This window comes from Kitasatospora sp. NPDC049258, assembly GCF_040678895.1.
Classification (GTDB): domain Bacteria; phylum Actinomycetota; class Actinomycetes; order Streptomycetales; family Streptomycetaceae; genus Kitasatospora.
Genome location: NZ_JBFAQT010000023.1, coordinates 16,182 through 42,201 on the forward strand (window position 1 = coordinate 16,182; position 26,020 = coordinate 42,201).

Here is a 26,020-nt window from a genome sequence, read left to right on the forward strand (position 1 = left end):
CCGCCGCGTGGACAGGGCGGAGCACCGTGCCGAACCCCGACCGGAGGGACTCTTGCCCGACTTCGCGATGGACTACGGGATCCTCAACGAGGCCCGCAAGGACCTGCACGACCTGGCCGACCGGATCTCGCCGGCGCTGCACAACAGCCTGTTCTCGCAGTACGGTTCGGGCAGTCTGGGCGACGCGCAGGCGGTGTTCGGCGATCCCAACGTGACCAACGGGTTCCGCAGCCTGTACCGGCTCTCCAAGGACCCGATGAACCGGGCCGTGGACCACCTCAAGCAGCTCGGCGACGTCTTCGGCTCGGTCGCCGACGCCTACTTCGACGTGGACGCGCAGATCGCCGACGGGCTGGGCGTGATGGGCGCCAACATGGGCCTGGACGACTGGCGCAACCGCCGGGCGGCCTGGGACTACCGCAATGCGCACGCCGACCAGTGCCACCCCGACGAGCACGGCCGGACACCGGAGTTCTGCAGCGCCACCGACCCGGGCGCGCCGCCGGTCGACCAGACCATCAACACCGCCAACGGGCAGGTCCACACCCACCTGACGCTGGACGACCACAACAACGTGATCAAGGAGGAGACGACCGTCACCCACGACGGCCAGACCTACACCTCCACCACCAGCTACACCGACAACGGCCACTCCTTCACCACCGACACGGTGTACTCCGACGGCACCAAGAACCACGCCGAGACGCACCTGCACGACGACGGCACCGGCGACATGACCGTCACCGACAACGACGGGGTGAAGACCGACTACCACCGCGGCGGGCCCGGGCAGGAGTGGCAGCAGGTCGGCGGCGGCCCGCCGGAGCAGGAGCCGGACTACGACCCGCCGACCATGTACTGACCCGTTCGCAGTTGACCCGTTCCGCGTTGCCCCGTCGAAAGGACGACCATGCCCAACATCTCCCTGGACTTCGACAAGATCGAGGCCACCTCGGCCCGGCTGGACTCGGCCAGCGACAACATCGTGCCGATGCTCAACGACCTGAAGAACGACGTGAACAACCTGCTCGGCGACGGCATGGTGTTCCAGCAGTCCAGCCCCGCGATGCAGGAGGCCTACGACAAGTTCAACACCAGCCTGCTGGCCGCCATGGACGGCATCAAGGGCTTCGCCAAGCAGTTCCGGCAGATCAAGGACCAGATGCACCAGATGGACTCCGACATGGCCAGCAGCCTGCGCGAGAGCGGCAGCTGACCCGCGGACGGAAGGGGGCCGGGGCGGGTGCCCCGGCCCTCTTCCGTCCGTTCAGCCGTCCGCGCGCAGCACCGTCAGCGGGACCTGGACGGCCATCGCCTCGCCGGCGCGGCCGGTGGTCCAGCCGCGGCCGGCGGTCGGGGTGGCGCGGATCAGGTGGACCGGGAGGCGGATCCCGACCATGTCGCCCTCCTGGAGGCTCTTGGGAGCCAGCAGCAGGCCGCGGCGGGCCCGCTTGGCGGCCGTCACCCAGCTGCCCATGGCGACCTGGAGGGCGTCCGCCGGGCCCGCGTAGAGCAGGCCGAGGCCGCGGTCGCGGCCGAAGGCGGCGACCTCCTTGAGGATCCGGTCGCAGGCCGGCATCGCCAGCAGGTCGGCGTCGTCGACCACCACCACCCGGGGGCCGCCGAGTTCGTCCAGCGCGGCCTGCACCTGCTCGGCGGACGGATCCGGGTCGGTCAGCACCCGGGCCTGCGCGTGCCGGGCCAGCGCCCGCAGCGGTGAGTGGCGCGGGGTCAGCACCACCAGTGAGGTGCCGCCGGCCAGCAGGGAGACCGCGAGCGAGGCGAGCGCGGTGGAGCGGCCGGAGCCGGGCGGGCCGAGCACCGCGAAGGCCGCCGCCGAGCCGGCGAGGTCCACCCCGACCGGGCCCGCGTCGTCACCGCCCAGGCCCAGCAGGCCCCACATCGGCCGCCGCAGGCCCGCGTCGACCTTCTCGTAGGCGTCGGCGAAGTCGACCGCCCGGGGCAGCGGGGCCACCGGGAAGGGCCGCCGGGCGGCCGGCACCTTGGCGTCCCGGCGGGCCGCCTCGACGCCGAGGACGGCCAGCGCCCTGGCCTGCTCCTGCCCGCCGGCGCCGGGAGCGAGCAGCGCCACCTGGGTCTCGGTGCCGCTGAGCGCGTGCCAGCCGCGTCCGGCCGGCACCGCGGCGGGCACCTTCCCCGGGGAGAGTCCGACCAGCTGGTAGTCGTTGCGGTCGCCCTGGCGCAGCAGCAGCTTGTGGTCGTTGTGGGCGGCCAGCCGGCCCCCCAGCAGCGAGCGCTCCGAGGTGGCCACCACATGGATGCCGGCGGCCGCGCCCTCCCGCAGCAGCCGGGTGACCAGGTCGACCAGCCGTCCGTTGTCGTGGTCGTCCAGCAGGCCGGAGAGGGCGTCCCAGCCGTCGATCAGCAGCAGGATGTGCGCGGGCCGCTCGGCCCTGGGCAGCAGGGCGCGCAGCTCGTTCAGACCGGCCGCGCTGCGCTCGCTGCACAGCTCCTGGCGGCCGGTCAGCTCGGCGGTGAGCCGGTGCAGCAGCCGTTCCAGCCGCTCCAGGTCGTGCCGGGAGACCACCGCGCCGCAGTGCGGCAGCGCGTCCAGGGCGGCCAGGCCGCCGCCGCCCGCGTCGATGCCGTAGATGTGCAGGTCCGCCGAGGAGACGGTGCGGACGGCCGCGCCGGCCAGGGTGCGCAGCACCTGGGTGCGGCCGGAGCGGGGCGCGCCGATGACGTAGAGGTGCCCGAAGACGGCCAGGTCGGCGGTGGCGACCCGGCGCTCCTGGAGCTGCGGGACGTCCTCCAGCGCGTACGGGATCGGCGGCAGGTCGCCGTCGCCGGCCGGCAGCAGGTCGAGCAGGTCGTCCAGCAGGACCTGCTCCTCCAGCGCGGGCAGCCAGGGGCTCGGCTGCCGGACGAAGTCGTCCAGGCCGGCGGCGGCCTCCCGGACGGCGGCCACCAGGGCCTGCAGGTCGGTCGGGGCCGGGGCGGCGGGCGCGCCCGGGTCCTCCTCCGGGGCCGGCAGCGCGACCGGGCGGCCCAGCCTGGTCCAGGACAGCTCGGCGGTCCGGACGGCGGCCCTGGGCCGGGTGGCGCCCGCCCCGCCGGAGGCGCCCGGTGCGGGCCGGGCAGCGCCCACCCAGGCGCCCTGAAAGGGCACCGTGGAGCGGTGGCCGAGCCGGACCAGGGCCCGGCCGGGTGCGGAGGCGGGGATGTGCACGGCTTCCGAGGTGTCGATGATGTCCTGGCTCTCGGTGGCGTCGGTGACCCGCAGCGCGATCCGCAGGTTGGTGTTGGCACGGATGTCGCTGGTGACCGCGCCGGACGGGCGCTGGGTGGCCAGCACCAGGTGGATGCCGAGCGAGCGGCCGCGCTGGGCGATGCCGATCAGGCCGGGGACGAAGTCCGGCACCTCGCGGACCAGGGTGGCGAACTCGTCGATCACCAGCAGCAGCCGGGGCAGCGGCGGCAGCGCGGGGTCGGCGAGCCGCTTGGAGCGGTACTCCGGGTGGTCCTTGGCCGCCACCTCGGCCAGCAGCCGCTCGCGGCGGCGCAGTTCGGCACCGAGCGACTCCAGGGCGCGCTCCACCAGGTGGGCGTCCAGGTCGGTCACCATGCCCAGGGTGTGCGGAAGTTCGGCGCACTCGCGGAAGGCGGAGCCGCCCTTGTAGTCGACCAGGACGAAGGTCAGCTCGTCCGGCCGGTTGGCGGCCGCCAGCGAGGCGACGAAGGACTGCAGCAGCTCGGACTTGCCGGAGCCGGTGGTGCCGGCGACCAGGGCGTGCGGGCCGTCGCGCACCAGGTCCAGGGCCAGCGGCCCGTCGTACCCGGTGCCGAGCAGGAAGCTGGTGGCGGCCGGCCGCCGGCGCCAGCGCTCGACCAGGTCGGCCGGGCGCGGCGGCTCCAGCCGCAGCAGCTCCAGCAGCTTGACCTGCTGCGGCAGGCCCGCGTCGTGCTCGGGGCTGACGTCCCGGACCGGCGCCAGCGCGCGGGCGATCTGCTCGCACCAGTCGGCGTCCACCTGGTCGGCGCGCACCTCGGTGAGGTCCGGCGCGCCGGTGCGGCGCACCGTCAGCCGGTGGCCGGCGGTCAGCACCACGGTGGCGCACTCCTCGGGCAGCAGCCGCTCCTGCTCGTCCAGGCAGATGCTGAACACCCGGACCCGCGGGCCCTCGGTGAGCACCTGCACCATGCCGGGCACGTCGCGCAGCTGCCGGGCGCCGTCGGCGATCACCAGCACGTCGGGTTCGTTGAACATGGCCTTGCCCATGGACGAGCCGAGCGCCCGCTGCCGGGCCTGGATCTGGGCGACCAGTTCGGAGATCCGGTTGGCGGTGGACTCCGGGTCGTTGCCGATGGCGACCAGCGGCCCGCCGGGGCCGGCCGGGCGCAGGTGCGGCAGCCAGCGCACCCAGGCCCAGCCGTCCGCCCGCCGCTGCTCGGTGAGCACCACGATGCGCAGGTCGCGCGGGCTGTGCAGGACGGCGCTCTGCGCCACCAGCCAGCGGGCGAGCGCCTGCACGGACGGCTCGGGTCCGGCCACCCCGACCACCCCGTGGTCGGGGATCTCCACACCGATCGGGACGTCGGGGATGTTCCAGCGCACCGCGCGGTGGTTCTCGTCCCGGGCCGGGTCGTCCAGCTCCTTCACCGACGGCTGGTCGACGGTGCCCAGCCGGAGCACCAGGTGGTCGGGGTCGCGCCGGCGCCGCTCCCACAGCCGGCTGCCGGGGCCGGTCGCGGTGAGCGCCACCGTCGCCGGGTCCGGCCCGGCCAGCCCGCGCACCCGGCGCTCCCGGTCGGCCGCCGCGCGGATCTCCCCCTCCAGTGCCCGGCGGCGGCGCCGGTAGGCGGCGGTGGCCTCCTCGTGCTGCTTGCGGCCGCCGCGCCGGCCGACGATCCAGTTGGAGAGCGCCATCAGCGGGCTGAAGAGGATGAACACCAGGTAGAAGTACGAGTGGAAGACCGCCACCATGACCATGCCCAGGATCATCGGCGCGACCATCAGCAGCAGCGGGAACGGCCGGCGCGAGGGCGCGGTGGGCGGCATCGGCAGCCGGACGCGCTCGGCGTCCAGGTGCGGGGCGATCCTCGGCGGGCGGTTGTAGTCGACGCCGATCCCGTCCGCGGAGGGCACCACCGCGGCGTCCGGCTCGACCGGGGCGGCCAGCCGGAGCAGGACCGGGCCCACGGCGAGGTCGCCGCCGAGCGGCCAGGCGGTGGCGCCGCCGGGCAGCCGGGACGCGGACTCCGGCTCCGCGCCCGGCCCCGGGCTCGGGCTAGGATCGGCGGCGTACGGCCCGGCCGCGGGGGTCTCCGGCTCGGGCGGCCCCGGGGTGCAGCTGCGGACCTCGCCCGGCGCGCCGCCGGTGCGGTGCCAGGACCCGGCGCCGTCCTGACCGACCGTCACCCACAGGCCTCCGGCGGGCACACCCGCGCCTTCCAGCCGGACGGCGCAGGCCGGGTCCGAGCCGATCTCGTGGCTGCCCGGCCCCAGCCGCCAGGTCCGGCCGGCGCTCGGCCCGGAGACCAGGTGGAGCTCCAGCTGCGCCGGCTCCCCCGGCCGCCCGTCCGGCCCGGCGATCCGGATCCGGTCGGGCTGCTCCACCGGGCCGCCCAGGCCCAGCACCGCCCCCTCCCGCACCCCCGCCCCGGCCACCGGGGCGCCGGGCTCCAGCGCGTCGGGGCCCAGGTGCAGCCGGCGCGGCCCGCTCGCGCCCTCCCGCGCCAGGAACGCCTCCGGCCCGGCCGACGCCCCCGACGCGCCGGCCGCGCCGGCCTCCTGGCGCGGACCCCGCTCGACCGGCCGGACGTCGACGGCGGCGGCCAGGTCCCCGACGGTCGCGTACGGGGGCAGGTCCAACACGTGGTCGCGGCGTCGGTCGTCGGCGCTGTCCACGAGCGTGACGGTGAGCTTCAACGGATGCACTCCAGGAGATCGGAGCCGGCGGGGGCGGGGCGGGCAGGCCAGCGGGGCGGACGGGTCAGGACGAGGGGGCGGACGCGGACACCCCCGGCGCGGCGCTCTCCGGCTCCGGCTCGGCCAGATCACCGTCGTCAGCCGCGGCGGGGCGCCGCCACGGACCGGAGGGAGCCTCCCCGGCCCGGACCGGCCTGGCGGGGCCGAGCGCGTCGGCGCTCCCGGGCCCGGGCGGCGGTGGCGACGGGGTGCCGCGGGCGAGCCGGCCACGGATGCCCTGCCCGGGATCGTCCGGCCCGACGGAGGCCCGGCGAACGGGGCCAGGCCGGAACGCGGGGACCGCCTCGGTGGCGGGGTCCGGGACCGCGGGCGCCGGGGACGTCGCGGGCTGGTCCGCCGGTCGTGGCCGGGACCGGCCCATCACCCGGCCGAGCACTGGTCGTTCGGGCACCGGACCGGGCCGCCGGCCCGCCGCGGGCGCCACGGCCGGTACCTCAGTCCCTGCGGGCACGGCCGACCCGGCCGATCCAACCGGCGTTTCGGCCCCGGTCGGTCTCGCCGGGCCGAACGGCCCAACCGCCCCTACCGGCACCGCCGGTGCCCTCCGCGCAGACTGCCCGACCGGACCTCGCGGCGCAGCCGGTCCAACCGGTCCAACCGGCGCAGTCGGCACAGTCGGCGCAGTCGGCGCTTCGGACATGGTCGACCCGGCCGATCCAACCGGTCCTGCGGGCGCGGACGGTCCGACCGAATCCCTCGACGCAGCCGAACCGACCGGCCCACCCGGTCCACCAGGCGTTTCCAGCGCTTCGGCCCCGGTCGATCGCGATGGGCCGAACGGCACGCCCGGCACTCGCGGCGCCGCCGGGCTCACCGGGCCACCCGGCGCTTTGGGTGCTGCGGACCCAGTCGGTCTCGCCGGGCCGAACGGCCCAACTGCCCCAACCGGTGCGTCCGACACTCCCGGCGCCACCGGCAAACCCGGTCCGTCCGGTCCATCCGGTCCGTCCGGGTGCCGGGCGCCAGACGGCTCCGGCCGGGACAGCGTCCGGCCGACCGCCGAGCGGCCCGGCAGGTCCACGGGCTCCTCGGTCGGGCGGTCGGGCCCGGCGGGGAGTGCCGGAAGGGCTTCGACCAGGTCGCCGTCGTCGGCCGGTCCGGCGTCGAAGGCGGGGTAGGGCGGGACCAGCCGAAGGTTCCGGGCGGTCGCGGCGGCGAGCGCGGTCGGGTCGATCCGCAGCCCGGTGCCGCGCACCTCCAGCGCGCCCCGGTCGGCGGTGACCAGGCGGGCCGACCCCCGGGCCCCGCCCAGGGTCAGCAGCCGCACCCCGGCGGGCGCAGCGGCTTCCTCGGGGGCCCGGGCGCAGACCACGAAGGCCGGACGCCCGCCCGCTCCGGCCGGCCCCGCCGCGGCCAGGGCGGCGGCCGGGTCCGGGCCCTCGTGCCGGGGGTGGACGCCGGCGGCGACCGTCACCGCGCCGGTCGGCAGCCGGGTGTCCAGCTGCGCCGCCACGGCCTGCAGCACGGCCCGGGCGGTGCTCCGGTCGCCGCCGATCTCGGTGACGGCGGGGCCGCAGGCCAGGTCGAGGAGGACGGCGTGCCCGCCGTCGGTGCCGAAGGCGGCCAGCAGTGGCGCCGGACGGGCCCCGGTGGGCAGCCGGGCCGCGTCCGAGCGGTCGATCCACCACAGCCGCGGATCGTCGCCGTCCGCGACCCAGGGCTCGGGCGGCCCCGGCACCGGAGCGGGCCCGCAGGCCACCAGCACGCCCAGCGCGGTGGGGCCGAGCAGCACCCCGTACGGCCGCACGCGGGGCACCTGGGCGGCACCCAGCGCGGCCCGTTCGGCGTCGGCCCAGCCGGCCTGATCGCCCAGCAGCCGGCCGAGCAGCCGCAGCGCCCGGCGGTGCCGCAGCAGGTTGCGGACGGGGGCGGCGAACGCGGCGGCGGTGGCCCCGGCCTCCCGGCGCAGGGCGCGCCGCACCGTCCGCCAGCCGCCGGCCCGGCGGGCGGCGAGGTGGGCCAGGACGGCGAGCAGTACCAGCAGGCCGGCCAGGCCGAACAGGGTGGCCGTGCCCGTGGGCGCGGCCGCGGCGGCGGTCACGAGGCCATCGCCCGCGGCACGACGCCCTGGGCGGCGAGGTGCCGGCGGAGCGCCTGGACGCCGTAGTGGGTACGGGACTTCAGCGTCCCGCCGGGGATGCCGAGGGCCCGGGCCGCGTCCGCGCCGGTCCGGCCGAGCAGATGGACGTGCACGACTGCCTCCCGGTGGATCGGGTCGAGCGAGCGGAGCGAGTCGACCAGCACCCGGCGGTCCAGCACCTGCGCGGCGTGGTCCGAGACCGGGGCCCGGTCCGGGAAGCCCTCGGCGTCGATGCCGACCGGGACGGTCCGGTCCTTGCGCCAGCCGTCGATGAGCAGGTTGCGGGCGACCCGGAAGAGCCACATCCGGATCGGCAGGTCGTGCCAGTCCAGTCGGTCGGCCAGCTGCCAGGCGCGCAGCAGGGTCTCCTGGACGATGTCCTCGGCGTGGTGCTGGTCGCCTCCGACCAGCCCGCCGACGAACCGCTGGAGGGCGTCGCGCTCGGCCAGCAGCAGCTCGGCACAGCGCTCGGCCCCGGTGCGCTCGATCGGGGTGTCGGGTGGCGGCGGAAGGCGGTCCGGCGGCCGCAGGGCCGCGCCGGCGCGGTACTCCATGGGACTGCTCTTCCTGATCGGTCGGCGATCGGCAGCGGCGGCGGGGCCCGTGTCGTGTGCGCCGATGCCGCACACCCCCAACGGGCCGTCACGCTACTGACACCGGCCGTCCGGCGGTTCATCGGACGGTGAACGCGGGATCACACCTCGGTGGTCAACTGACCAACTCCGCCGACAAGTTGACTGTCAGCCACGTGAGGACCGGCGATTGTTCACGCGGCCGTGGCGGCGGTGCGGGACGGTGTCCGCCCCACCCGTACGCTCCCTGGAGGCCCGGTGTCCCCGTCCGACCTGCCGGCGGCCCGGCCGCACGCGACCGCGCGCTTCGCCGACACCTTCGCCCGGCACACCCCGAAACCGGCGCGCGGGCTGCTGCCCGGGGCTCGGGTCTGGGCCACCACGGCGGCGACCGCAGCCCTGGTGGGCGCGATCGCGCTCGGGTCCGCCCAGCTGTCCTGGCCGGCCGACCGGCCCGGGGCCACCGGGGCGGGCCGGCCGGTCGCCGCCGCCGCTCCCCCGACCGGCCGCCCGTCGACGCCCGGCGGCTCGACCCGGGCCACCCCCGGCGGCTCCGCCGCCACCCGCGCCCCCGACGGCGCGCCGGCACCGGCTCCGGCCGCCACGGTCACGGTCGAGGCCGCCGCGCCCGACGGGGCCGCCCCCGCCGCCGCACCACCGGCCGCCGGCGGCAGTGGCGGGGGTGGTGGGGGTCAGACGGTCTACCGCACCGCACCGGCGACCGGTCAGCCGCAGGCCGCGGCCCCCGCCCCGGCCGCACCGCCCTCGGCCGCGCAGCCGGCCGCCCCTCGGCAGACCGCCGCCGCACCGGCCCCCGGCAACCAGGTGGCCGGCCGCGGCTCGGGGCGGTGCATCGGGGTGGCCGGGGCCAAGGCCGCCGACGGCGCCCCGCTGCAGCTCCAGGACTGCACCGGCGCCGCCTGGCAGAAGTGGGACTTCCGCTCCGACGGCTCGGTCCGCTCGCTCGGCCTGTGCATGGACGTCGCCTGGGCGTCGGTGGCCAACGGCGCCGTGATCCAGCTGGTCAACTGCAACGGCGGCCCGGCCCAGCGGTTCGTCCTCAGCGGCGCCGGCGACCTGGTGAACCCGCAGGCGAACAAGTGCGTGGACGCCAAGGACCTGGGCACCGCGAACGGCACCGCGCTCCAACTCTGGGACTGCGCGGGCACGTCCAACCAGAAGTGGTACCTGCGCTGACACCGGCCGAGCCGCCGCGCCGCACCCCGCCCACGCCCGGCCCACGCCCGGCCCACGTACCGACGGGTGGACCGGGTGGACGTGCGGGCGGATCTCACGAGAGACTGGTCTAGACCTCCATGTCGCTCAGAACGGTGAACCAGATGGAAATAGTGATCGTCCCCGACGCCGCCGCAGGTGGTGAGCTCATCGCCGCGGCGATCGCCGACCTGCTCTCGGTCAAGCCGGACGCGCTGCTCGGTGTCGCCACCGGGTCGACGCCGCTGCCGATCTACCAGGCCCTGGCCGCCCGGGTGCAGGCCGCCGAGCTGGACGCCTCGCGGGCGCGGATCTGCCAGCTGGACGAGTACGTCGGCCTCCCGGCGGGTCACCCGGAGTCCTACCGCTCGGTGGTGCTGCGCGAGGTGGTCGAGCCGCTCGGCCTGACCGAGGCCTCCTTCATCGGTCCGGACGGCAACGCCGAGGACATCGCCGCCGCGGCCACCGCCTACGACCGGGCGCTGGCCGAGGCCGGCGGGGTCGATCTCCAGCTGCTCGGGATCGGGACCGACGGGCACATCGGCTTCAACGAGCCCTGCTCCTCGCTCGCCTCCCGGACCAGGATCAAGACGCTGACCCGGCAGACCCGCGAGGACAACGCCCGGTTCTTCGACAGCCTGGACGACGTCCCGCACCACGTGATCACCCAGGGCATCGGGACCATCCTGGAGGCCCGCCACCTGGTGCTGCTGGCGACCGGCGAGGCGAAGGCCGAGGCCGTCGCGCTGTCCGTCGAGGGGCCGCTGTCCGCCATGGTCCCGGCCTCGGCGCTCCAGCTCCACCCGCACGCCACCGTGGTCGTCGACGAGGCCGCCGCATCCGGCCTCAAGCTCGCCGGCTACTTCCGGGACACCTACGCCGCCAAGCCGTCCTGGCAGAAGCTGTAGGTCCCCGGCGGGGCGCCCGGCACCGCCGGGCCGGGCGCCCCGCCCCGCACCCGCCCCGCACCCGAGGATCGCGCCCGAGGACCGCGCCCGCCGCTCACCCCCGCCGCGGCGGCAGCGGCAGGAACGGGCTGGTCCGCGCCGCGTACTCGGCCCATCCGGGCTTGCGCGCCGCCAGCTGCCGCTCCAGCAGCGGCTTCCCGCTCCCGAAGGCGAGCAGCCAGGTCATCAGCAGCGGGCTCGCGACGAAGGCCCAGCCGATCGGCGCCCCGGCGGCGAACAGGAACAGGCCCCACCAGACGCAGGCGTCGCCGAAGTAGTTGGGATGCCGGGTGTAGCGCCACAGGCCCCGGTCCATCACCTTCCCCCGGTTGGCCGGGTCGGCCTTGAAGCGGTCCAACTGCCGGTCGCCGACCGCCTCGAAGAACAGCCCCACCGCCCACAGCCCGGTGCCCGCCCAGGCGAGCGGTCCGAGCCGGTCGGGCAGGTACTGGGCGGCCAGGACCGGCAGTGCGACGAACCAGAGGATCCCCGCCTGGAGCAGGTAGACCTTCCGCAGCGCGTACCGGCCCTCCGCGCCGGCCGGTGCCCGGGCGAGCATCGCCGCGTACCGCGGGTCCTCGCCCTGGCCCCGGGAGCGCCGCCCGATGTGCACCGCCAGCCGCACCCCCCAGACCACCACCAGGGCGGTGACCAGGGCACGCCGCCCGGGATCGCCGTACCCGGCCGAGAGCCCGTAGCCGGTCAGCGCGACCGCCGCGAAGCCCAGGCCCCAGGCGACGTCCACGCCCCGGTGGCGCCCGGTGCGCAGGCCCACCGCGAAGGCGGCCAGCAGCACCACGAGCGCCGCGCCGGCACCGGCCGCGAGGCCGACCGCGAAGGCGGCCCCGTTCACCGGTACCACTCCGCGCAGGTGGCCGGCAGGGCGCAGCCGCCGTCGGCGGTGGGCCGGACCGCGAGGATCTGGTCGACGCCCATCCGGCGCTGCGCGAAGGCCTGCGAACTGCCCACCAGGTAGAGCCGCCAGAGCCGGAAGACCGGGACGCCGACCAGCGCCACGAACTCGCTCCGGAACTCCTCCAGCCGCCGGTGCCAGGCGTCGATGGTGCGGGCGTAGTGCTCGCGCAGCGCCTCCACCTGGCGGACCTCCAGGCCGGCGTCCTCCAGCAGGGCGACGGTCTCCCCGACCGGCCGCATGTGCATGTCGGGGGCGATGTACGCCTCGATGAACGCGCCGCCGCCGGGGGCGGTGCGGCCGCGGGACATCTGCTGCACCAGCAGCCGCCCCTCGGGCCGCAGCAGCGCGAACAGCCGGGCGGCGAAGGCCGGGTACTCCCGGTCGCCGACGTGCTCGCCCATCTCCACGCAGCTGACCGCGTCGAAGGCGCCCTCGGCGAGCTCGCGGTAGTCCTGGCGGCGGAACTCGATCCGGTCGGCCACCCCGGCCTCCTCCGCCAGTGCCCGGCCGAACTCGTACTGCCGCCGCGAGAGGGTGACCGCGGTGACCCGCACCCCGTGGTGCCTGGCCGCGTACACGGCGAGCGCGCCCCAGCCGCAGCCCACGTCCAGCAGCCGCATGCCGGGCTCCAGGCCCAGTTTGCGGCAGATCAGGTCGAACTTGGCGTCCTGCGCCTCGGCGAGGGTGTCGGCCTTCGGCGTCCAGTAGCCGCAGGAGTACGCCATCGCCGAGCCGAGCAGCAGGGCGTAGAACTCGTTGGACAGGTCGTAGTGGTGCCTGATCACCGCCCGGTCGCGGGCCCTGCTGTGCGGTTCACCGCGGACGGCCGCCCGGGCGGCGGGCGGGCCGGGCCGGGGGCCGAGGACACCGAGCCGGGTGGCGGCGGCCAGCAGCCGGGGCCAGTCGCGCGGGGCCGGCCGGACGGTGGTGTGGCCGGCCAGCGCCCGGCGGATCCGCAGGAGCCCGGTGCCGAGGTCGCCCTCGACGTCCAGGTCGCCGCTGATGTAGGCGTCGGCCAGGCCGAGTTCGCCGGGCTGCCAGACCAGCCGCCGCAGCGCCCGGCGGTTGTGCAGGATGACGGTCGGCGCGTCGGTGGGCCCGGCCGTCGAACCGTCCCAGGCGCGCAGCCGGAACGGCAGCGGGCTGCCCAGGAGTTCGCCGATCAGCGGGGCGAGGCGGGCGGCAGCGGTCATCGGGCGTTCCCCTCCCGGGTGAGCAGCAGCTGCTGCACGTCGAGGTAGCCGGTCCTGAACCCGGCCTCCGAGTAGGCCAGGTAGAGCTCCCACATCCGGCGGAAGACCTGGTCGAAGCCGAGCTCGGCGACCTCGGCCCCGCGTTCGGCGAAGCGCTCGCGCCAGAGCCGGAGCGTCTCGGCGTAGTGCGCGCCGTACGGGCGGCAGTAGCTGAGGTGCAGGCCGGTGTACCGGTCGGCGGTCTGCGCGATGGCCCGGACGGAGGGGATCAGGCCGCCGGGGAAGATGTACTTGAGGATCCAGGTGTACGTCTCGCTGCTGGCGAGCATCCGCTCGTGCGGCATGGTGATCGCCTGCAGGGCGGCCCGGCCGCCGGGGGCCAGCACCCGGTCGATGGTGCTGAAGTAGACCGGCCAGAACGGGCGGCCGACCGCCTCGATCATCTCCACGCTGACCACCGCGTCGTACTCGCCCTCGGCGGCCCGGTAGTCGCAGAGCCGCACCTCGGCCCGGTCGGCCTGGCCGGCTTCGGCGATCCGGCGCCGGGCCAGGGCGAGTTGCTCCTCGGACAGGGTGAGGCTGACCACCCGCGCGCCGCGGGCGGCGGCCCGCAGGGCGAGTTCGCCCCAGCCGGTGCCGATCTCCAGCAGGCGGGTGCCGGGGCCGACCCGGGCCAGGTCGAGCAGCTGGTCGATCTTGCGGTGCTGGGCCTCGACCAGGGTGTCCCAGCCGGCTTCGGGCCGGCCGCCGGGGCCGGTCGGGAAGACCGCGGAGGAGTAGGTCATGGTCGGGTCGAGGAAGAGCGCGAACAGCTCGTTGGAGAGGTCGTAGTGGCGGCCGATGTTGCGCCGGGCGTTGGCCGTCGACGGCCGCTCGGTCTCGGGCTGCCGCTGCACGTACAGCCGGCGCAGCCACTGGGCGCCGGTCGGCACCAGCGTCTCCGGGGCGGTGGCGAGTTCGGTGAGCAGGGCGACCAGGTCGGGCGAGTCCCAGTCGCCGGCCTGGTAGGCCTCGCCGAAGCCGATCAGCCCGGTGGCGCCGATCCGGTGGAAGAAGTCCTCCGGCCGGTGCAGGCGCAGCACCGGCGCGCCCTCGGGCGCGGGCACGAGCAGCCGCCCGCCGGACAGTTCGACCCGCAGCCGGCGGCGGTGGGCCACCCGGCGCAGCAGCCGCTCGGCCACCAGGGCACGGACCGGCGCGTCGGGGACGCGGGCCACGTCGGGCCAGCGCGCGGGGTCGACGGGCACCGGCCGCTGCTGGGCGGGGTGGAAGGCTTGCTGGGTCACGGGTGGGGTACCTCTTCCTCGGCGCGGGGCTCGGGCTGCTGGGGCTGGGGCTGGGTCCGGAGCTGCTGGGGCACGGGCTGCCGGGTCTGCGGACAGGTGCGGGGCCGGGGCTGGACGGGCAGGCCGCGCAGCAGCAGCCGGATGCCCTGGCGCCGGATGTCCAGCGGGACGGCCCAGGTGGCGAACGGGTGCCGCAGCGCCGCCCGGAGCAGGGCCGCGGGCCCGGCCGCCCGGCGGGTGCCGCGCACGGCGGCGGTGAACGGGCGGCCGCCCGCGCGCTCCAGCTGGACGACCAGGGCCAGCCGCTCCCCCGGCTCGGGCAGCGACATCCGGTAGCTGCCGTCGACCGGGAAGAACGGGGAGACGTAGAACTCCTTGGCCACCACGGCCCGCCCGCGCGGGTCGGGCCGCAGCAGGTAGCGGTGCGCACCGCCGTAGGTGTTGTGCACCTCGGCGACGGTGCAGGCAGGCCGCCCGTCGGGGGTGTGGCACCAGTAGACGGTGAGCGGGTTGAAGACGTGCCCGAGCGAGCGGGCCTGGGTCAGCATCAGCACCCGGCCGCCGGCCAGGTCGACCCCTTCGCCGGCCAGGTACCGGTCGAGGTTCTGCCGCAGGGTGAGCCGCGGGTCGCCGGGGTGATCGGCCGACCGGAACCGGGCCAGCGGCCGCAGCGCCAGGGGCAGGTGCGGCAGCCGGTCGAGGTCGACCAGCCACAGGAAGGTGCGGTGCCGGAACCGGTGCCGCAGCGGCGCGCTGCGCACGTGGGTGACCGTGCTCTCGTACAGCGCCGCGCCCCACGGCCCCGGCAGCGGGGCCGGGGTCATCGCGCCGTCACCCCGGCGAGTGCTTCGGCGGCGGCGAGGCCGGCCCGGCAGCCGTCCTCGTGGAAGCCCCAGCCGTGGTAGGCGCCGGCGAACGCGGTGCGGACTGTGTTGAGTTCGGGCAGCCGGCGCTGGGCGGCGAGCGCCTCGCGGGTGTAGATCGGGTGCTCGTAGACGGTGCGCGAGAGCACGTGCTCGGCGGGGACGGGATGCTCCGGGTCCTCGTTGAGGGTGACCAGGTAGTCCTCGGCGGTGTCCAGGCCGAGCAGCCGGTTGAGGTGGTAGCTGACCTGCACCTGTGCGGCGCGGCCGGCGCAGTCGGGCATCCGGTAGTTCCAGGAGGCCCGGGCCCGGACCGCGCGGGGCAGCCGGCTGGGGTCGCGGTGCAGCACGGTGGGGTTGCGGGAGTACCGGAAGGCGCCGAGGAGTTCGCGCTCGGCGCCGGTCGGGTCGGCCAGCAGCGTGAGCGCCTGGTCCGGGTGGGTGGCGACCACGACGGCGTCCGCCCCGGTGCGCCGGCCGTCCTCGGTGACCAGCTCGACGCCGTCGGGATGCCGGGTCACCGCCCGGACGGGCGCGCCGCGGTGCACCGCCGTCAGCCGCTCGGCGATCCGGTCGACGTAGCCGCGCGAGCCGCCGACCACCGTCCGCCAGGCCGGCGAGCCGGTGACGCCGAGCATCCCGTGGTTCTGCAGGAAGGTGAAGAGGTACCGGGCCGGGTAGTCGCCCGCCAGGTCGGGGGCGCAGGACCAGACGGCCGCCACCACCGGGGTCATGAAGTGGTGGACGAAGTACCGGGAGAAGCCGCCCGCGGCCAGGAACTCACGCAGCGTCGGGTCGCCGCCCTGCGGGTCGGCCAGCAGCCTGCGGGCCCGGCGGTGGAAGACCGGGACTTCGGCGAGCATCCGCAGGTAGCGCCCGCGCAGCGGCGCGCCGGGCTGGGCGAGCAGGCCGGCCGGGCCGCGCGAGCCGGCGTACTCCAGGCCGCAGCCGTCGCACCGCACCGACATGCTCATCTCGCTCTCCCGGGTGGCCACCCCGAGCTCGGCGAACAGCCGCACCAGGTGCGGGTAGGTGCGGCGGTTGTGCACCAGGAAGCCGGTGTCCAGCGCCACGGTACGGCCGTCCGCGCCGACCGCCTGCTGGGTGTGGGCGTGCCCGCCGAGGCGCCCGTCGGCTTCGAACAGCTCCACCTCGGCGCCACCGCGCTGCAGTTGGTACGCGGCGGTCAGCCCGGCGACGCCGCTGCCGACCACGGCGATCCGGCGCGGTCCGCCCGGGCGGCGGGCGGCCGGCATCCTGACGGCTCGGACGGTCTCCGGCATGGTCACGTGCACCCCTGTCGATCCGCGGGCCGGGCCGTCGCCGGCCCGGTCCTGCCACTTGTGCTCCACCAGCCATTCGGAGCACTCGCCGCAGCGGATTGGTCGACCGGGGGCGGGTCGACCGAGGCTCCGTCAGGTGAAGCCGAGGAGCATCATCGGCGCCGCGGTGGGGTGCGGCGAGCCGCCGGCCGGCTCCACGGTGACGCCGATGCCGGCCGCCCCGTCGATCGGGCCGTCGAGCACCAGCGAGCCGGCGGAGGCGGACAGCAGACCGGCGGGCCGCATGGTGCCCGCGTCGTTGAACCACACCTGGTAGGTCCGGCCGGCGGGCAGGGCCGGCAGGCCGGAGGCGAGGAAGCCGGCCCGGCCGAGGCTCTCCGACCAGACCACCGTGCCGACCCCGGAGCCGGCCGTGGCGGTGGCCGTCCGCGCGTCCGGCGCGGTCAGCAGGGCGCCGAAGCGGGCCTGCTGCTGCTGGAGGGCGGTGGCCCGGGCCTGGGCCCGGTCGGCCCGGTCGTGCTGCTGGTAGGCGAGCCCGCCGAGCAGGGCCGCCAGGGCGACCGAGGCGGCCAGCGCCAGCGCGGGCCACCGGCGGCCCGAGCGGCCCAGGCGGTGGCCGGCCGGGCCGGCGGCGTCCGGGTCGGCGGTGGCGGGCGCGAGCTGGCGCACCGTCCCGATCCCGGCCAGCACCCTGGCCTTCAGCTCGGCCGGCGGGACGACCGCCTCGGCCGCCCCGAGCCGGGCCAGCGTCGCGGTGAACTCCCGTACCTCCTGCGCGCAGGCCGGGCACTGCGCGAGGTGGCGCTCGAAGGCCTGCCGCTCCTCCTCGCCGAGCGCGTGGGCCGCGTAGGCCCCGGTGAGCGTGTGCAGATCCGCGGCGATCGTCATGACCCCACCCCCAGGCAGTCCCGCAGCCGGATCAGGGCGTCCCGCATACGGGTCTTGACGGTGCCCAGCGGCGAACCGAGCATGTCGGCGACCTCACGGTAGGAGTAGCCCCGGTAGTACGCCATGGTGACGGACTCGCGCTGGAGTTCGGTCAGCATCTGCAGGCAGCGCCGCACCTGCTCGCGTTCGAGCCGGCCCTCGACCTGCTCGGCCACCTCGTCGAAGGCGGGGGCGTGGGACTGCGCGGCGGCCCGCTGGTCACGGTCGGCGGCGGCCTGGGCGGCCCGGACCCGGTCGACGGCCCTCCGGTGCGCCATGGTCAGCACCCAGGACATCACCTCGCCCCGCTCCGGCCGGTAGCGGGAGGCGGTCCGCCAGACCTCCAGCATCACCTCCTGCGCCACCTCCTCGGACTGCGCGGGGTCGCGCAGCACGCGGCGGATCAGCCCGAGCACCGGCCCGGCCACCGCGTCGTACAGGCGCCCGAAGGCGTCCTGGTCGCCGAAGGCGACCTTGGCGACCAGCTCCCGCAGGTCCGGGCCGCGCCGGTGCGGCCCCGACAGGTGGACGACGGTGTTCACCCGGCCACCCCCCGGCTACGGACCGGGGCCGGGGCCACCGGTCGTGGCGGACGGGCCCGGAGCGGGTCCATCGGGTGGGCGGCTGGCATCGGTGACCTCCAGGGGACGGCGCGGCCCGGCGGCCCGCGCGGGCCTCCGGCACCGCTTGTTCGGAGCGGACGTCCGACCGGATTGGTTCCGGCCGGCCTACTCGTACACGGTCGCCGCCCCGAGGGCCCGGGCCAGGAAGGTCCAGTCACCCCCGGGCGGCAGCTCCTGCCCGAAGTTCCGGTACCAGCCGTCCGCGTCCTCGGTCCAGGAGGCCAGCGCCTCCAGGAACGGGCCGAGCGTGCCGTTCTCCCACTCGTGACCGTGATCCACGAACGCGCGGTGCAGTGCCCGAATGTACGCGGCGAGGTCCTCACGGCTGCGGACGGCGTCCTCGGAGAATTCATCCATGACGGCGAAACCTACCGGCTACGGTGCACGGATGACCGATCCCGCCGGGCGCCCGCTGCTCTTCCTCGACGTCGACGGCCCGCTCATCCCGTTCGGCCCACCCCCGCCGGAGCACCCGGACGGCCACCCGACCTACCGCACCGCGCCGGAGCCACCGGGCAGTTCCAACCCGCTGCTGGCCAGGGTCGACCCGGCGCACGGGCCTCGACTGTCGGCGCTGCCCTGCACCCCGGTCTGGGCCACCACCTGGGAGGACGAGGCCAACGAGTGCATCGCCCCGCGGCTCGGCCTGCCGCCGCTCCCGGTGGTGCGCTGGCCGGACCCCGCGGACGAGGAGGGCCCGGCCGAGCGGGCCGGGCTGCACTGGAAGACCCGCACCCTGGTCGCCCGGGCCGCCGGGCGCGCGTTCGCCTGGGTCGACGACGAGATCACCGACGCCGACCTGGCCTGGGTGGCCGCCCACCACCCGGGCCGGGCCCTGCTGCACCGGGTCGACCCGCGGCGCGGCCTCACCGCCGCGGACTACCGCGTCCTCGGCGCCTGGCTCCGGCGGCCCGCCCCGGGTGGCACCGGCCGCCGGGCGCCCCTACGGTCGGGGCATGAGTGAGAATCAGGTGCCCGACGGGCCGCCCGCGGTCGCCGAGCAGCTCGGTGAACGGTACGCGCGCGTCCTCACCCTGGTGCACCGCTGCGCCCTGGCGGTGGACGCCGGCCGCTGGGCCGAGCTGGACGACGTGGCCGGGGCGCTCTCGCAGGCCGCCGACGAACTCGCCGCCGCGGCCTCGGCGACGACCCGCGAGCCGGTGGCGGCCGAGCCGCGCGCGGTGCTGTCCACCGTCCTCGGGCTGGAGCCGCCGCCCACCCTGTTCGGGGCCCTGCACCGCCCCTGACCGGGCCCGGGGCACCCGGTCGTGGCCCCGTCACCTGTTCGATCTGCCCTGATTGCCCCGGTATTTCGGACGCCCTACGTTGTTGACCATGACAGGGGCCGCAGACGGTGCAGGACGGGTGATCGCAGGGCGCTACACCTTGGTGCGGCGGCTCGGCTCCGGAGGGATGGGGCGGGTCTGGCTCGCCCATGACGCGGTGCTGGACTGCGAGGTCGCGCTCAAGGAGATCGACGTCCCCCCGACCCTGACGGAGCAGGAGCTGGCCGCACGGATCGCCAGGGCCCGCGGCGAGGCGCGGCACGCCGCCAGGCTGCGGAACCATCCGCACGTCGCCACGGTGCACGACGTCGTCGAGGAGCACGGGCTGCCGTGGATCGTGATGGAGTACGTGCCCGGCGCGACGGACCTGGAGGCCGTCGTGCGCCGGTACGGGCCGCTGCCGCCCGCGGAGGCCGCGCGCATCGGGCTGGCCGTCCTGGACGCCCTGACCGAGGGTCACCGGCTGGGTGTCCTGCACCGGGACGTCAAGCCGGCCAACATCCTCCTGACCAGCCCCGCGGCCCGGACGGCGCACCCGGCGGAGGAGGGGCAGGTGCTGCTGGCCGACTACGGCATCGCCCTGGATCCGGCCTCGGGGGAGACCCGGCTCACCGCGGCGTCCGGGATCGTGGGGACCCCCGGCTACCTGTCGCCGGAGCGGGCGCGCGGCGGGGAGCCGAGCCCGGAGGCCGACCTGTTCGCGCTCGGCGCGACGCTGTACTTCACCGTCTCCGGCGAGGGCCCCTTCGACGCGGACACCGATGCCGCCTCCCTCACCGCACTGATGCTCGACGAGGTCACGCTGCCGGCCCAGGTCACGGAGCCCCTGGCGTCCGTCGTCAAGGGCCTGCTGGTCAAGGACCCGGCGGCGCGGATGCGGGGCGAGGAGGCCGCCCGCAGGCTCGCCGCGGTCCAGGCCCCGCCCGATCCCGGGCCCCCGACGATCCCGGCCCCGCCCGCACCGGTCCCCCCTGCACCGGTCCCCCCTGCGCCGGGGCCCTCCACACCGATGCCGCCTTCGCCGGTACCGCCGGGCACGCGGGTGATCCGCCGACGACGCCGGATGCCGGCCGGCCGGACCGCGGCGATCGTCGCGGCCGCCGTCCTGCTCGTCGGCGGCGCCGTGTGGGCCGGGGCCGCCCTGATCGGCGGCTCGGGCACCACCTCCTCGTCCTCGTCCCAGACCTCCGCCGTGGGCGGTCCGTCGCCCGCGACGGCCACCGGACCGGTCCCGCCGTACGGGGAGGCCGTGGGGCTGCAGCAGGAGTTGCACCGGGGCGACTGCGTCTCCGCCGTGTGGAACGGGGAGAAGTTCCAGGGGCTGCCCAGGCTCGGGCTCCTGGACTGCGTCAAGGACACCCCGGACGGTCAGGCCCTCGACATGGCGGAGGTGACCTCGCTCAGCGATGCGACGCAGAACGGCAACGCCATCTGCGCCGCCCGGCTGCGCACCACCGTCGAGTCGCTGCCGGATGCCCGGGCGTACGCCATCCCGCCGAGCGAGCAGGGCTGGGCCGGTGGCGTGCGCGCCATGCCCTGCCTGGTCTTCGGCAGGTCCACCGGGATCGTGGGGCCGGTGGGCACCTTCCGGCCGGTCGGCCAGGAGATCTACCTGGCCGACACCTCGGTCGGCGACTGCGTGGACAGCACCACGAAGGAGGACGGCAGCCAGTCCACCGTGCTCGCGGACTGCAACGTGCCGCACGCGGAGCAGGTGCTGGGCTTCGTCGTGCCGCCCGGGAACGTGACCTACAAGTCGGCGAGCGAGACCGACTCGTTGAAGCTCTGCGCGCAGCAGTACGCGGCCTACCGCACCGGCGGCCACGAGGTCAGCGCCTGGACGGGCGGCGAGACCGGCTGGAACCAGGGGTTCCGCTATGTGATGTGCACGCTGACCATGGCCGACGGCTCGAAGCTCCCCGCGGGCGCGGTGGGTTCAGCGCAGTGAGCCGCCGGCGCGGGCGCCGCACCTGACCTTTCGTCAGCCGGCCTACCCGGCAGACGCGTTCGCCAGCCGGGTGATGGATCTCCGTTCGAGGCCGCTTCCTTACTGTACGAACCAGAACGATCGCATTCGGTCTGTTGCAGTCCTTTGTCCCGTTGCCCGGCCCGGCTCCGCAATCATGATCCTCGGAAGCCGTCGGATCAGTCCGGGGGGATCGATCAGCGTCCGCAGCGCCGAGCGCCGTCCTGCCGCTCCCGAAGGCAGGCAGGTGAGCGGCCGGTTCGTCCTGCGTGCAGTTGCGGTGAGTTCGCGCCCCGGCCGGCCCGGTGGGCGCCTTTCCTCGAGGAGTAGTCATGCTTGGCCTGGGAGTACCACCCGTGCCGCTGTCGAGCCTGTCCACGCAGGCCGCCAGGCTGCTGGCGACCACCACCAAGTCCGAACCGCAGATGCAGGCCATCACCTCCCGCAACCTGCTACGGGCCATGCCCTGGGTGGACGTCGCGGCCGGCACCTACCGGGTCAACCGGCGGCTCGCCCTCAAGACCGGCCCGGGCCGGGTGCTCTTCGTCCAGCAGGGCGCGGACCAGGTCCGCGTGGTCCCCGGATCCCTCGACGCACTCCCCGCCCTGCGCGACTACCCCGACCAGGACGTGCTCACCGAGATCGCCGCCCGGTTCGAGCCCCGGCACATCCGGTCCGGTGACCTCCTCGCCCACCAGGGGCAGCCGGTCGAGGAGGTCTTCCTCATCGCCCACGGCCGCCTCGAGCGGATCGTCGCCGGGAAGTACGGCGAGCCCCAGCTGCTGGGCGTGGTGACCGACGGCGCCCACCTGGGCGACGAGGCGCATCTGCGGCCCGGGGCCGAGTGGTCGGCCACCCTCAGGGCCGCCACCGACACCACCCTGCTCGTCCTGCCATGGGCCCGGTACCGCGAGATCCTCGACCGCACCCCCTCCCTGCGGACGCACACCGACGCCTTCCGCAGCCGCGCGAAGCGCGCCGTCAACCGCAAGGGCGAGGCCGAGATCGCGGTGAGCGCCGGCCACCACGGCGAGCCACCACTGCCCACCTCCTTCGTCGACTACGAACTCGCGCCCAGGGAGTACGAGCTGTCGCTCGCCCAGACGGTGCTCCAGGTCCACACCCGGGTCGCGGACCTGTACAACGACCCGATGGACCAGCTGCAGCAGCAGCTGCGGCTGACCGTGGAGGAGCTCCGCGAGCGGCAGGAGCACGAGATCGTCAACAACCGCGAGTTCGGACTGCTGCACAACGCCGCGTACGAGCAGCGGATCTCCACCCGCAGCGGCCCGCCCACCCCGGACGACCTCGACCAGTTGCTCGCCATGCGGCGCTCCACCCACGCGTTCTTCGCCCATCCCAAGGTGATCGCCGCGTTCCTGAGCGAGTGCAACAGCCGAGGCCTGCACCCCGACCCCGTCGAGGTCAACGGCCGCAAGGTGCCCGCCTGGCGCGGCGTCCCGATCTACCCCTGTTCCAAGATTCCGGTCTCCGACACCTACACCTCCACCATCATGGCGATGCGCTTCGGGGAGAAGCAGCAGGGCGTCATCGGCCTGCGGCCGCAGGAACTGCCCGAGGAGGTGGAGTCCGGGCTGAACGTCCGCTTCATGGGCGTCAACCAGCAGGCCGTCATGCGCTACCTGGTCACCGCCTACTTCTCCGCCGCCGTCCTGGTCCCCGACGCGCTCGGGCTGCTGGAGAACTGCCAGATCGGAGCAGCGGCGTGACCGGAGCCACCGACCTGCAGCGCCTCCTGCGCGGCCCCAGCGGCCTGGGCACCCGGAGCCTCTACCTGACCGAGCCGCCGGCGGTGCCCGCCCCTGCCGAACCGGCTGCTCCGGGGCCTGAGTTGCCTGAGCCGGCGGTGCCCGAGGCTGCGGCCCCGGCCCTGCCGGCAGTGCCGGGGCCGCCCGGATCGCCGCGTCCGCCCCGGTCGTCCGCCCCGGCGGAGCCGGCCGGTGCGGCCGTCCCGGGCCTGTACCACCACGCCGTCGCCGAGCCCGACCCCGTCCGGGTCGAGGAGGTCAGCCGGCGGATCAAGACCTGGGCCGTGGAGGAGGTCCAGCTCTTCCCCCCGGAGTGGGAGGACCAGTTCGACGGCTTCGCGCTCGGCCGCTACCTGGCGGTCTGCCACCCGGACGCCCCCACCGTCGACCATCTGATGATCGCCACCCGCCTGATGGCCGCCGAGAACGTCCTCGACGACTGCTACTGCGAGGACCACGGCGGCTCCCCGGTCGGCCTGGGCGGGCGCCTGCTGCTCGCGCACACCGCCCTCGACCACCTCCACACCACGGCCGAGTACCGGCCGGCCTGGGAGGAGTCCCTGCAGGCCGACGCTCCCCGGCGGGCCTACCGCTCCGCCATGGAGTACTTCACCCGGGCCGCCTCCCCCGCCCAGGCCGACCGCTACCGCCACGACATGGCCCGCCTGCACCTGGGCTACCTCGCCGAGGCCGCCTGGGCCGAGACCGAGTACGTCCCGCAGGTGTGGGAGTACCTGGCGATGCGCCAGTTCAACAACTTCCGCCCCTGCCCCACCATCACCGACACCATCGGTGGCTACGAGCTGGCCGCCGACCTGCACGCCCTGCCGGCGACGCAGCGGGTCATCGCCCTCGCGTCCAACGCGACCACCATCGTCAACGACCTCTACTCGTACACCAAGGAGCTCGCGAGCCCGGGCCTGCACCTCAACCTGCCCGTGGTCCTCGCGCGCCGGGAGGACCTCACCGACCGCGAGGCCTACCTCAAGGCGGTGGAGATCCACAACGACCTGATGCACGCCTTCGAAGCCGAAGCGGCCGCACTCACCGCCGCCTGCCCCGCCCCGACGCTGCTGCGCTTCCTGCGCGGCGTCGCGGTCTGGGTCGACGGCAACCACCACTGGCACCGCACGAACACCTATCGCTACTCCCTGCCGGACTTCTGGTAACCCTGAGGAGAATTTGCATGACCACCACTGCCGCTCCCGGCACCGCCACCGTCCCCGGCGTCACCATCCCCGGCCCCGCCACCAGCTACCAGGGTGACATCGCGCGCTACTGGGATCACGAGGCCCGCCCCGTCAACCTGCGGCTCGGCGATGTCGACGGCCTCTACCACCACCACTACGGCATCGGCGAGGTCGACCACGGCGCCCTGGCGGCCGATTCGGACGCCGAGCGCGAGGAGCGGATCGTCGCCGAGCTGCACCGCCTCGAATCCGCCCAGACCGACGTGCTGCTCGACCACCTCGGCCCGATCGGCGCCGGTGACACCCTCGTCGACGCCGGCTGCGGCCGGGGCGGCTCGATGGTGATGGCCCATCAGCGCTTCGACTGCTCCGTGGAGGGCGTCACCCTCTCCGCCAAGCAGGCCGAGTTCGCCAACCAGCGCGCCCGCGACCTCGGCATCGACCACGCCGTCCGGGCCCGCGTCGCCAACATGCTCGCCATGCCCGTCGAGAGCGGGCGCGCGGCCGCCTCCTGGAACAACGAGTCCAGCATGTACGTGGACCTCGGTGACCTCTTCGCCGAGCACGCCCGCATCCTGGCCCACGGCGGCCGCTACGTGACCATCACCGGCTGCTGGAACCCGGTCTACGGGCAGCCGTCCAAGTGGGTCTCCCAGATCAACGCCCACTTCGAGTGCAACATCCACTCCCGTCGCGAGTACCTCCGCGCCATGGCCGACAACCGCCTGGTCCCCCAGACCATCATCGACCTCACCCCCGCGACCCTGCCCTACTGGGAGCTCCGCGCCACCTCCTCCCTCACCACCGGCATCGAGGAGGCCTTCATCTCCTCCTACAAGGACGGCTCCTTCCAGTACCTGCTGATCGCGGCCGACCGCATCTGATCCGACGGCCGCCGGGCGGCCGGCCGCGCGCTGCCGAGGTCCGGCGATTCGCGGTCGGCCGCCCGGGTGCAGCAGACTCGGGCCGAGTACTCATCGGACCGGAGGACGGCATTCATGGTTGATCGACCCTTGACGCTGATGGCGGTGCACGCCCACCCCGACGACGAGGCCACCGGTACGGGCGGTGTCCTGGCGCGCTACGCGGCGGAGGGCATCCGCACGGTCCTGGTGACCTGTACCGACGGCGGTTGCGGTGACGGGCCGGGAGGTGTCAAGCCGGGCGAGCCCGGGCACGACCCGGCGGCCGTCGCCGCGATGCGCCGCCGGGAACTCGAGGCGAGCTGCGACGTCCTGAAGATCGGTCACCTGGAGCTGTTGGAGTACGCCGACTCCGGGATGATGGGCTGGCCGGCCAACGACGCACCCGGGTCGTTCTGGCGGACGCCGGTGGCACAGGGCGCCGCCCGCCTCGCCGAACTGCTGCGGCACTACCGGCCCGACGTGGTCGTGACCTACGACGAGAACGGCTTCTACGGCCACCCCGACCACATCCAGGCGAACCGCATCACGATGGCGGCGCTCGCGCTGACGGAGCTGACGCCGAAGGTGTACTGGACGACGGCGCCGCGCTCGATGATGCAGCGGTTCGGCGAGGTCATGCGCGAGTTCGGCGCGGATTGGGAGGAGCCGGACCCGGCGGAGGCCGCCGCGATGGCCGAGATCGGACTCCCCGACGAGGAGATCACCACCTGGGTGGACGCCTCCGAGTACGGCGGCCAGAAGTTCGACTCGCTGGCCGCGCACGCCAGCCAGGGCGAGAACATCTTCTTCCTGAAGATGGGCAAGGAGCGGTTCACCGAGCTGATGGGCGTGGAGACCTTCGTCCGGGTCCGGGACACCACCGGCGCCGCCGTGCCGGAGAACGACCTCTTCGCCGGACTGCGCTGACCGCGACCGGCTCCTCGCATGGCCCGCTTGTGGGCCGATCGGGTGATGGTGGCGTGCCGGCGGCGGGTGCGGCGGCCCGGGTGTCCGAGCCGGTGCCCGCCGCCGCGGTTGCCGTTCCTGCT

Annotated in this window: 21 protein-coding genes and 1 pseudogene; 11 read left to right on the forward strand and 11 right to left on the reverse strand. The window is 75.4% G+C overall.

Translation table 11 applies throughout. The annotated features are described in order from the left end of the window. Window positions 1-52 precede the first annotated feature (52 nt). Entirely contained in the window at window positions 53-862 is an 810-nt protein-coding gene (locus AB0K43_RS20245; protein ID WP_363641590.1) for a hypothetical protein, read from the forward strand. Window positions 863-910: 48 nt separating this feature from the next. Beyond that, window positions 911-1,216: a WXG100 family type VII secretion target gene (locus tag AB0K43_RS20250; protein WP_363641592.1), complete on the forward strand. Its 306-nt coding sequence runs from the start codon at window positions 911-913 to the stop codon at window positions 1,214-1,216. Between the two features lie 51 nt (window positions 1,217-1,267). On the opposite strand, the gene AB0K43_RS20255 is transcribed toward AB0K43_RS20250, so the two are convergent. Genes AB0K43_RS20255 through AB0K43_RS20265 form a run of 3 tightly spaced genes read right to left on the reverse strand, consistent with a single transcriptional unit; the run spans window position 1,268 to window position 8,584 of the window. Further along, a complete protein-coding gene (locus AB0K43_RS20255) occupies window positions 1,268-5,899 on the reverse strand; it encodes an FtsK/SpoIIIE domain-containing protein (RefSeq protein WP_363641594.1) in 4,632 nt (1,543 codons plus the stop codon). Between the two features lie 55 nt (window positions 5,900-5,954). Continuing rightward, window positions 5,955-7,991: a hypothetical protein gene (locus AB0K43_RS20260; protein WP_363641596.1), complete on the reverse strand. Its 2,037-nt coding sequence runs from the start codon at window positions 7,989-7,991 to the stop codon at window positions 5,955-5,957. Continuing rightward, the gene (locus AB0K43_RS20265; RefSeq protein WP_363641598.1) at window positions 7,988-8,584 is read right to left on the reverse strand and encodes a sigma-70 family RNA polymerase sigma factor; all 597 of its coding nucleotides are present in this window, start codon (window positions 8,582-8,584) and stop codon (window positions 7,988-7,990) included. Before AB0K43_RS20265 ends, AB0K43_RS20260 begins: the two co-directional genes overlap by 4 nt. A gap of 276 nt (window positions 8,585-8,860) precedes the next feature. On the opposite strand from AB0K43_RS20265, the gene AB0K43_RS20270 reads away from it, so the two are divergent. Continuing rightward, complete coding sequence (locus AB0K43_RS20270; RefSeq protein ID WP_363641600.1) at window positions 8,861-9,799, forward strand: RICIN domain-containing protein; 939 nt, start codon at window positions 8,861-8,863, stop codon at window positions 9,797-9,799. A gap of 143 nt (window positions 9,800-9,942) precedes the next feature. Next, the gene (locus AB0K43_RS20275) at window positions 9,943-10,725 is read left to right on the forward strand and encodes a glucosamine-6-phosphate deaminase (protein WP_363641732.1); all 783 of its coding nucleotides are present in this window, start codon (window positions 9,943-9,945) and stop codon (window positions 10,723-10,725) included. A 94-nt stretch (window positions 10,726-10,819) separates the two neighbouring features. Here the strand turns inward: AB0K43_RS20275 and AB0K43_RS20280 are convergent, their stop codons facing one another. From AB0K43_RS20280 to AB0K43_RS20315, 8 genes are all read right to left on the reverse strand, one after another. Then, window positions 10,820-11,617: a DUF1295 domain-containing protein gene (locus AB0K43_RS20280; RefSeq protein WP_363641602.1), complete on the reverse strand. Its 798-nt coding sequence runs from the start codon at window positions 11,615-11,617 to the stop codon at window positions 10,820-10,822. Beyond that, window positions 11,614-12,873 carry a cyclopropane-fatty-acyl-phospholipid synthase family protein gene (locus AB0K43_RS20285; RefSeq protein WP_363641604.1) on the reverse strand — a complete coding sequence of 420 codons (1,260 nt, stop codon included), beginning with the start codon at window positions 12,871-12,873 and terminating at the stop codon, window positions 11,614-11,616. Before AB0K43_RS20285 ends, AB0K43_RS20280 begins: the two co-directional genes overlap by 4 nt. Further along, window positions 12,870-14,159, reverse strand: a complete 1,290-nt coding sequence (locus tag AB0K43_RS20290) for a cyclopropane-fatty-acyl-phospholipid synthase family protein (RefSeq protein ID WP_363641606.1) — start codon at window positions 14,157-14,159, stop codon at window positions 12,870-12,872. Before AB0K43_RS20290 ends, AB0K43_RS20285 begins: the two co-directional genes overlap by 4 nt. Then, window positions 14,156-14,983 carry a DUF1365 domain-containing protein gene (locus AB0K43_RS20295; protein WP_363641608.1) on the reverse strand — a complete coding sequence of 276 codons (828 nt, stop codon included), beginning with the start codon at window positions 14,981-14,983 and terminating at the stop codon, window positions 14,156-14,158. The genes AB0K43_RS20290 and AB0K43_RS20295 overlap by 4 nt, the downstream gene beginning before the upstream one ends. Next, the gene (locus AB0K43_RS20300; RefSeq protein WP_363641734.1) at window positions 14,980-16,278 is read right to left on the reverse strand and encodes an FAD-dependent oxidoreductase; all 1,299 of its coding nucleotides are present in this window, start codon (window positions 16,276-16,278) and stop codon (window positions 14,980-14,982) included. The genes AB0K43_RS20295 and AB0K43_RS20300 overlap by 4 nt, the downstream gene beginning before the upstream one ends. A 159-nt stretch (window positions 16,279-16,437) precedes the next feature. Continuing rightward, window positions 16,438-17,193: an anti-sigma factor gene (locus AB0K43_RS20305; RefSeq protein ID WP_363641610.1), complete on the reverse strand. Its 756-nt coding sequence runs from the start codon at window positions 17,191-17,193 to the stop codon at window positions 16,438-16,440. Next, the gene (sigK, locus tag AB0K43_RS20310; protein ID WP_363641612.1) at window positions 17,190-17,774 is read right to left on the reverse strand and encodes an ECF RNA polymerase sigma factor SigK; all 585 of its coding nucleotides are present in this window, start codon (window positions 17,772-17,774) and stop codon (window positions 17,190-17,192) included. Before sigK ends, AB0K43_RS20305 begins: the two co-directional genes overlap by 4 nt. 186 nt (window positions 17,775-17,960) lie before the next feature. After that, window positions 17,961-18,212, reverse strand: a complete 252-nt coding sequence (locus AB0K43_RS20315) for a hypothetical protein (protein WP_363641614.1) — start codon at window positions 18,210-18,212, stop codon at window positions 17,961-17,963. Between the two features lie 31 nt (window positions 18,213-18,243). Here AB0K43_RS20315 and AB0K43_RS20320 point away from each other — a divergent pair, with 31 nt between their 5' ends. From AB0K43_RS20320 to AB0K43_RS20350, 7 genes and pseudogenes are all read left to right on the forward strand, one after another. Then, on the forward strand, window positions 18,244-18,819 hold the full coding sequence (locus AB0K43_RS20320) for an HAD domain-containing protein (RefSeq protein WP_363641616.1): 576 nt from the start codon (window positions 18,244-18,246) through the stop codon (window positions 18,817-18,819). Next, on the forward strand, window positions 18,812-19,102 hold the full coding sequence (locus AB0K43_RS20325) for a hypothetical protein (protein WP_363641618.1): 291 nt from the start codon (window positions 18,812-18,814) through the stop codon (window positions 19,100-19,102). The genes AB0K43_RS20320 and AB0K43_RS20325 overlap by 8 nt, the downstream gene beginning before the upstream one ends. An 88-nt stretch (window positions 19,103-19,190) precedes the next feature. Next, complete coding sequence (locus AB0K43_RS20330) at window positions 19,191-21,089, forward strand: protein kinase (RefSeq protein WP_363641620.1); 1,899 nt, start codon at window positions 19,191-19,193, stop codon at window positions 21,087-21,089. Window positions 21,090-21,439: 350 nt separating this feature from the next. Further along, entirely contained in the window at window positions 21,440-22,837 is a 1,398-nt protein-coding gene (locus tag AB0K43_RS20335) for a family 2B encapsulin nanocompartment shell protein (RefSeq protein WP_363641622.1), read from the forward strand. A gap of 191 nt (window positions 22,838-23,028) precedes the next feature. After that, window positions 23,029-24,045: pseudogene (locus AB0K43_RS20340) on the forward strand (family 2 encapsulin nanocompartment cargo protein terpene cyclase); the annotation flags it as partial. 17 nt (window positions 24,046-24,062) lie between these two features. Beyond that, complete coding sequence (locus AB0K43_RS20345; protein WP_363641624.1) at window positions 24,063-24,950, forward strand: geranyl diphosphate 2-C-methyltransferase; 888 nt, start codon at window positions 24,063-24,065, stop codon at window positions 24,948-24,950. A 114-nt stretch (window positions 24,951-25,064) separates the two neighbouring features. Continuing rightward, the gene (locus AB0K43_RS20350; RefSeq protein ID WP_363641626.1) at window positions 25,065-25,898 is read left to right on the forward strand and encodes a PIG-L family deacetylase; all 834 of its coding nucleotides are present in this window, start codon (window positions 25,065-25,067) and stop codon (window positions 25,896-25,898) included. Window positions 25,899-26,020 lie beyond the last annotated feature (122 nt).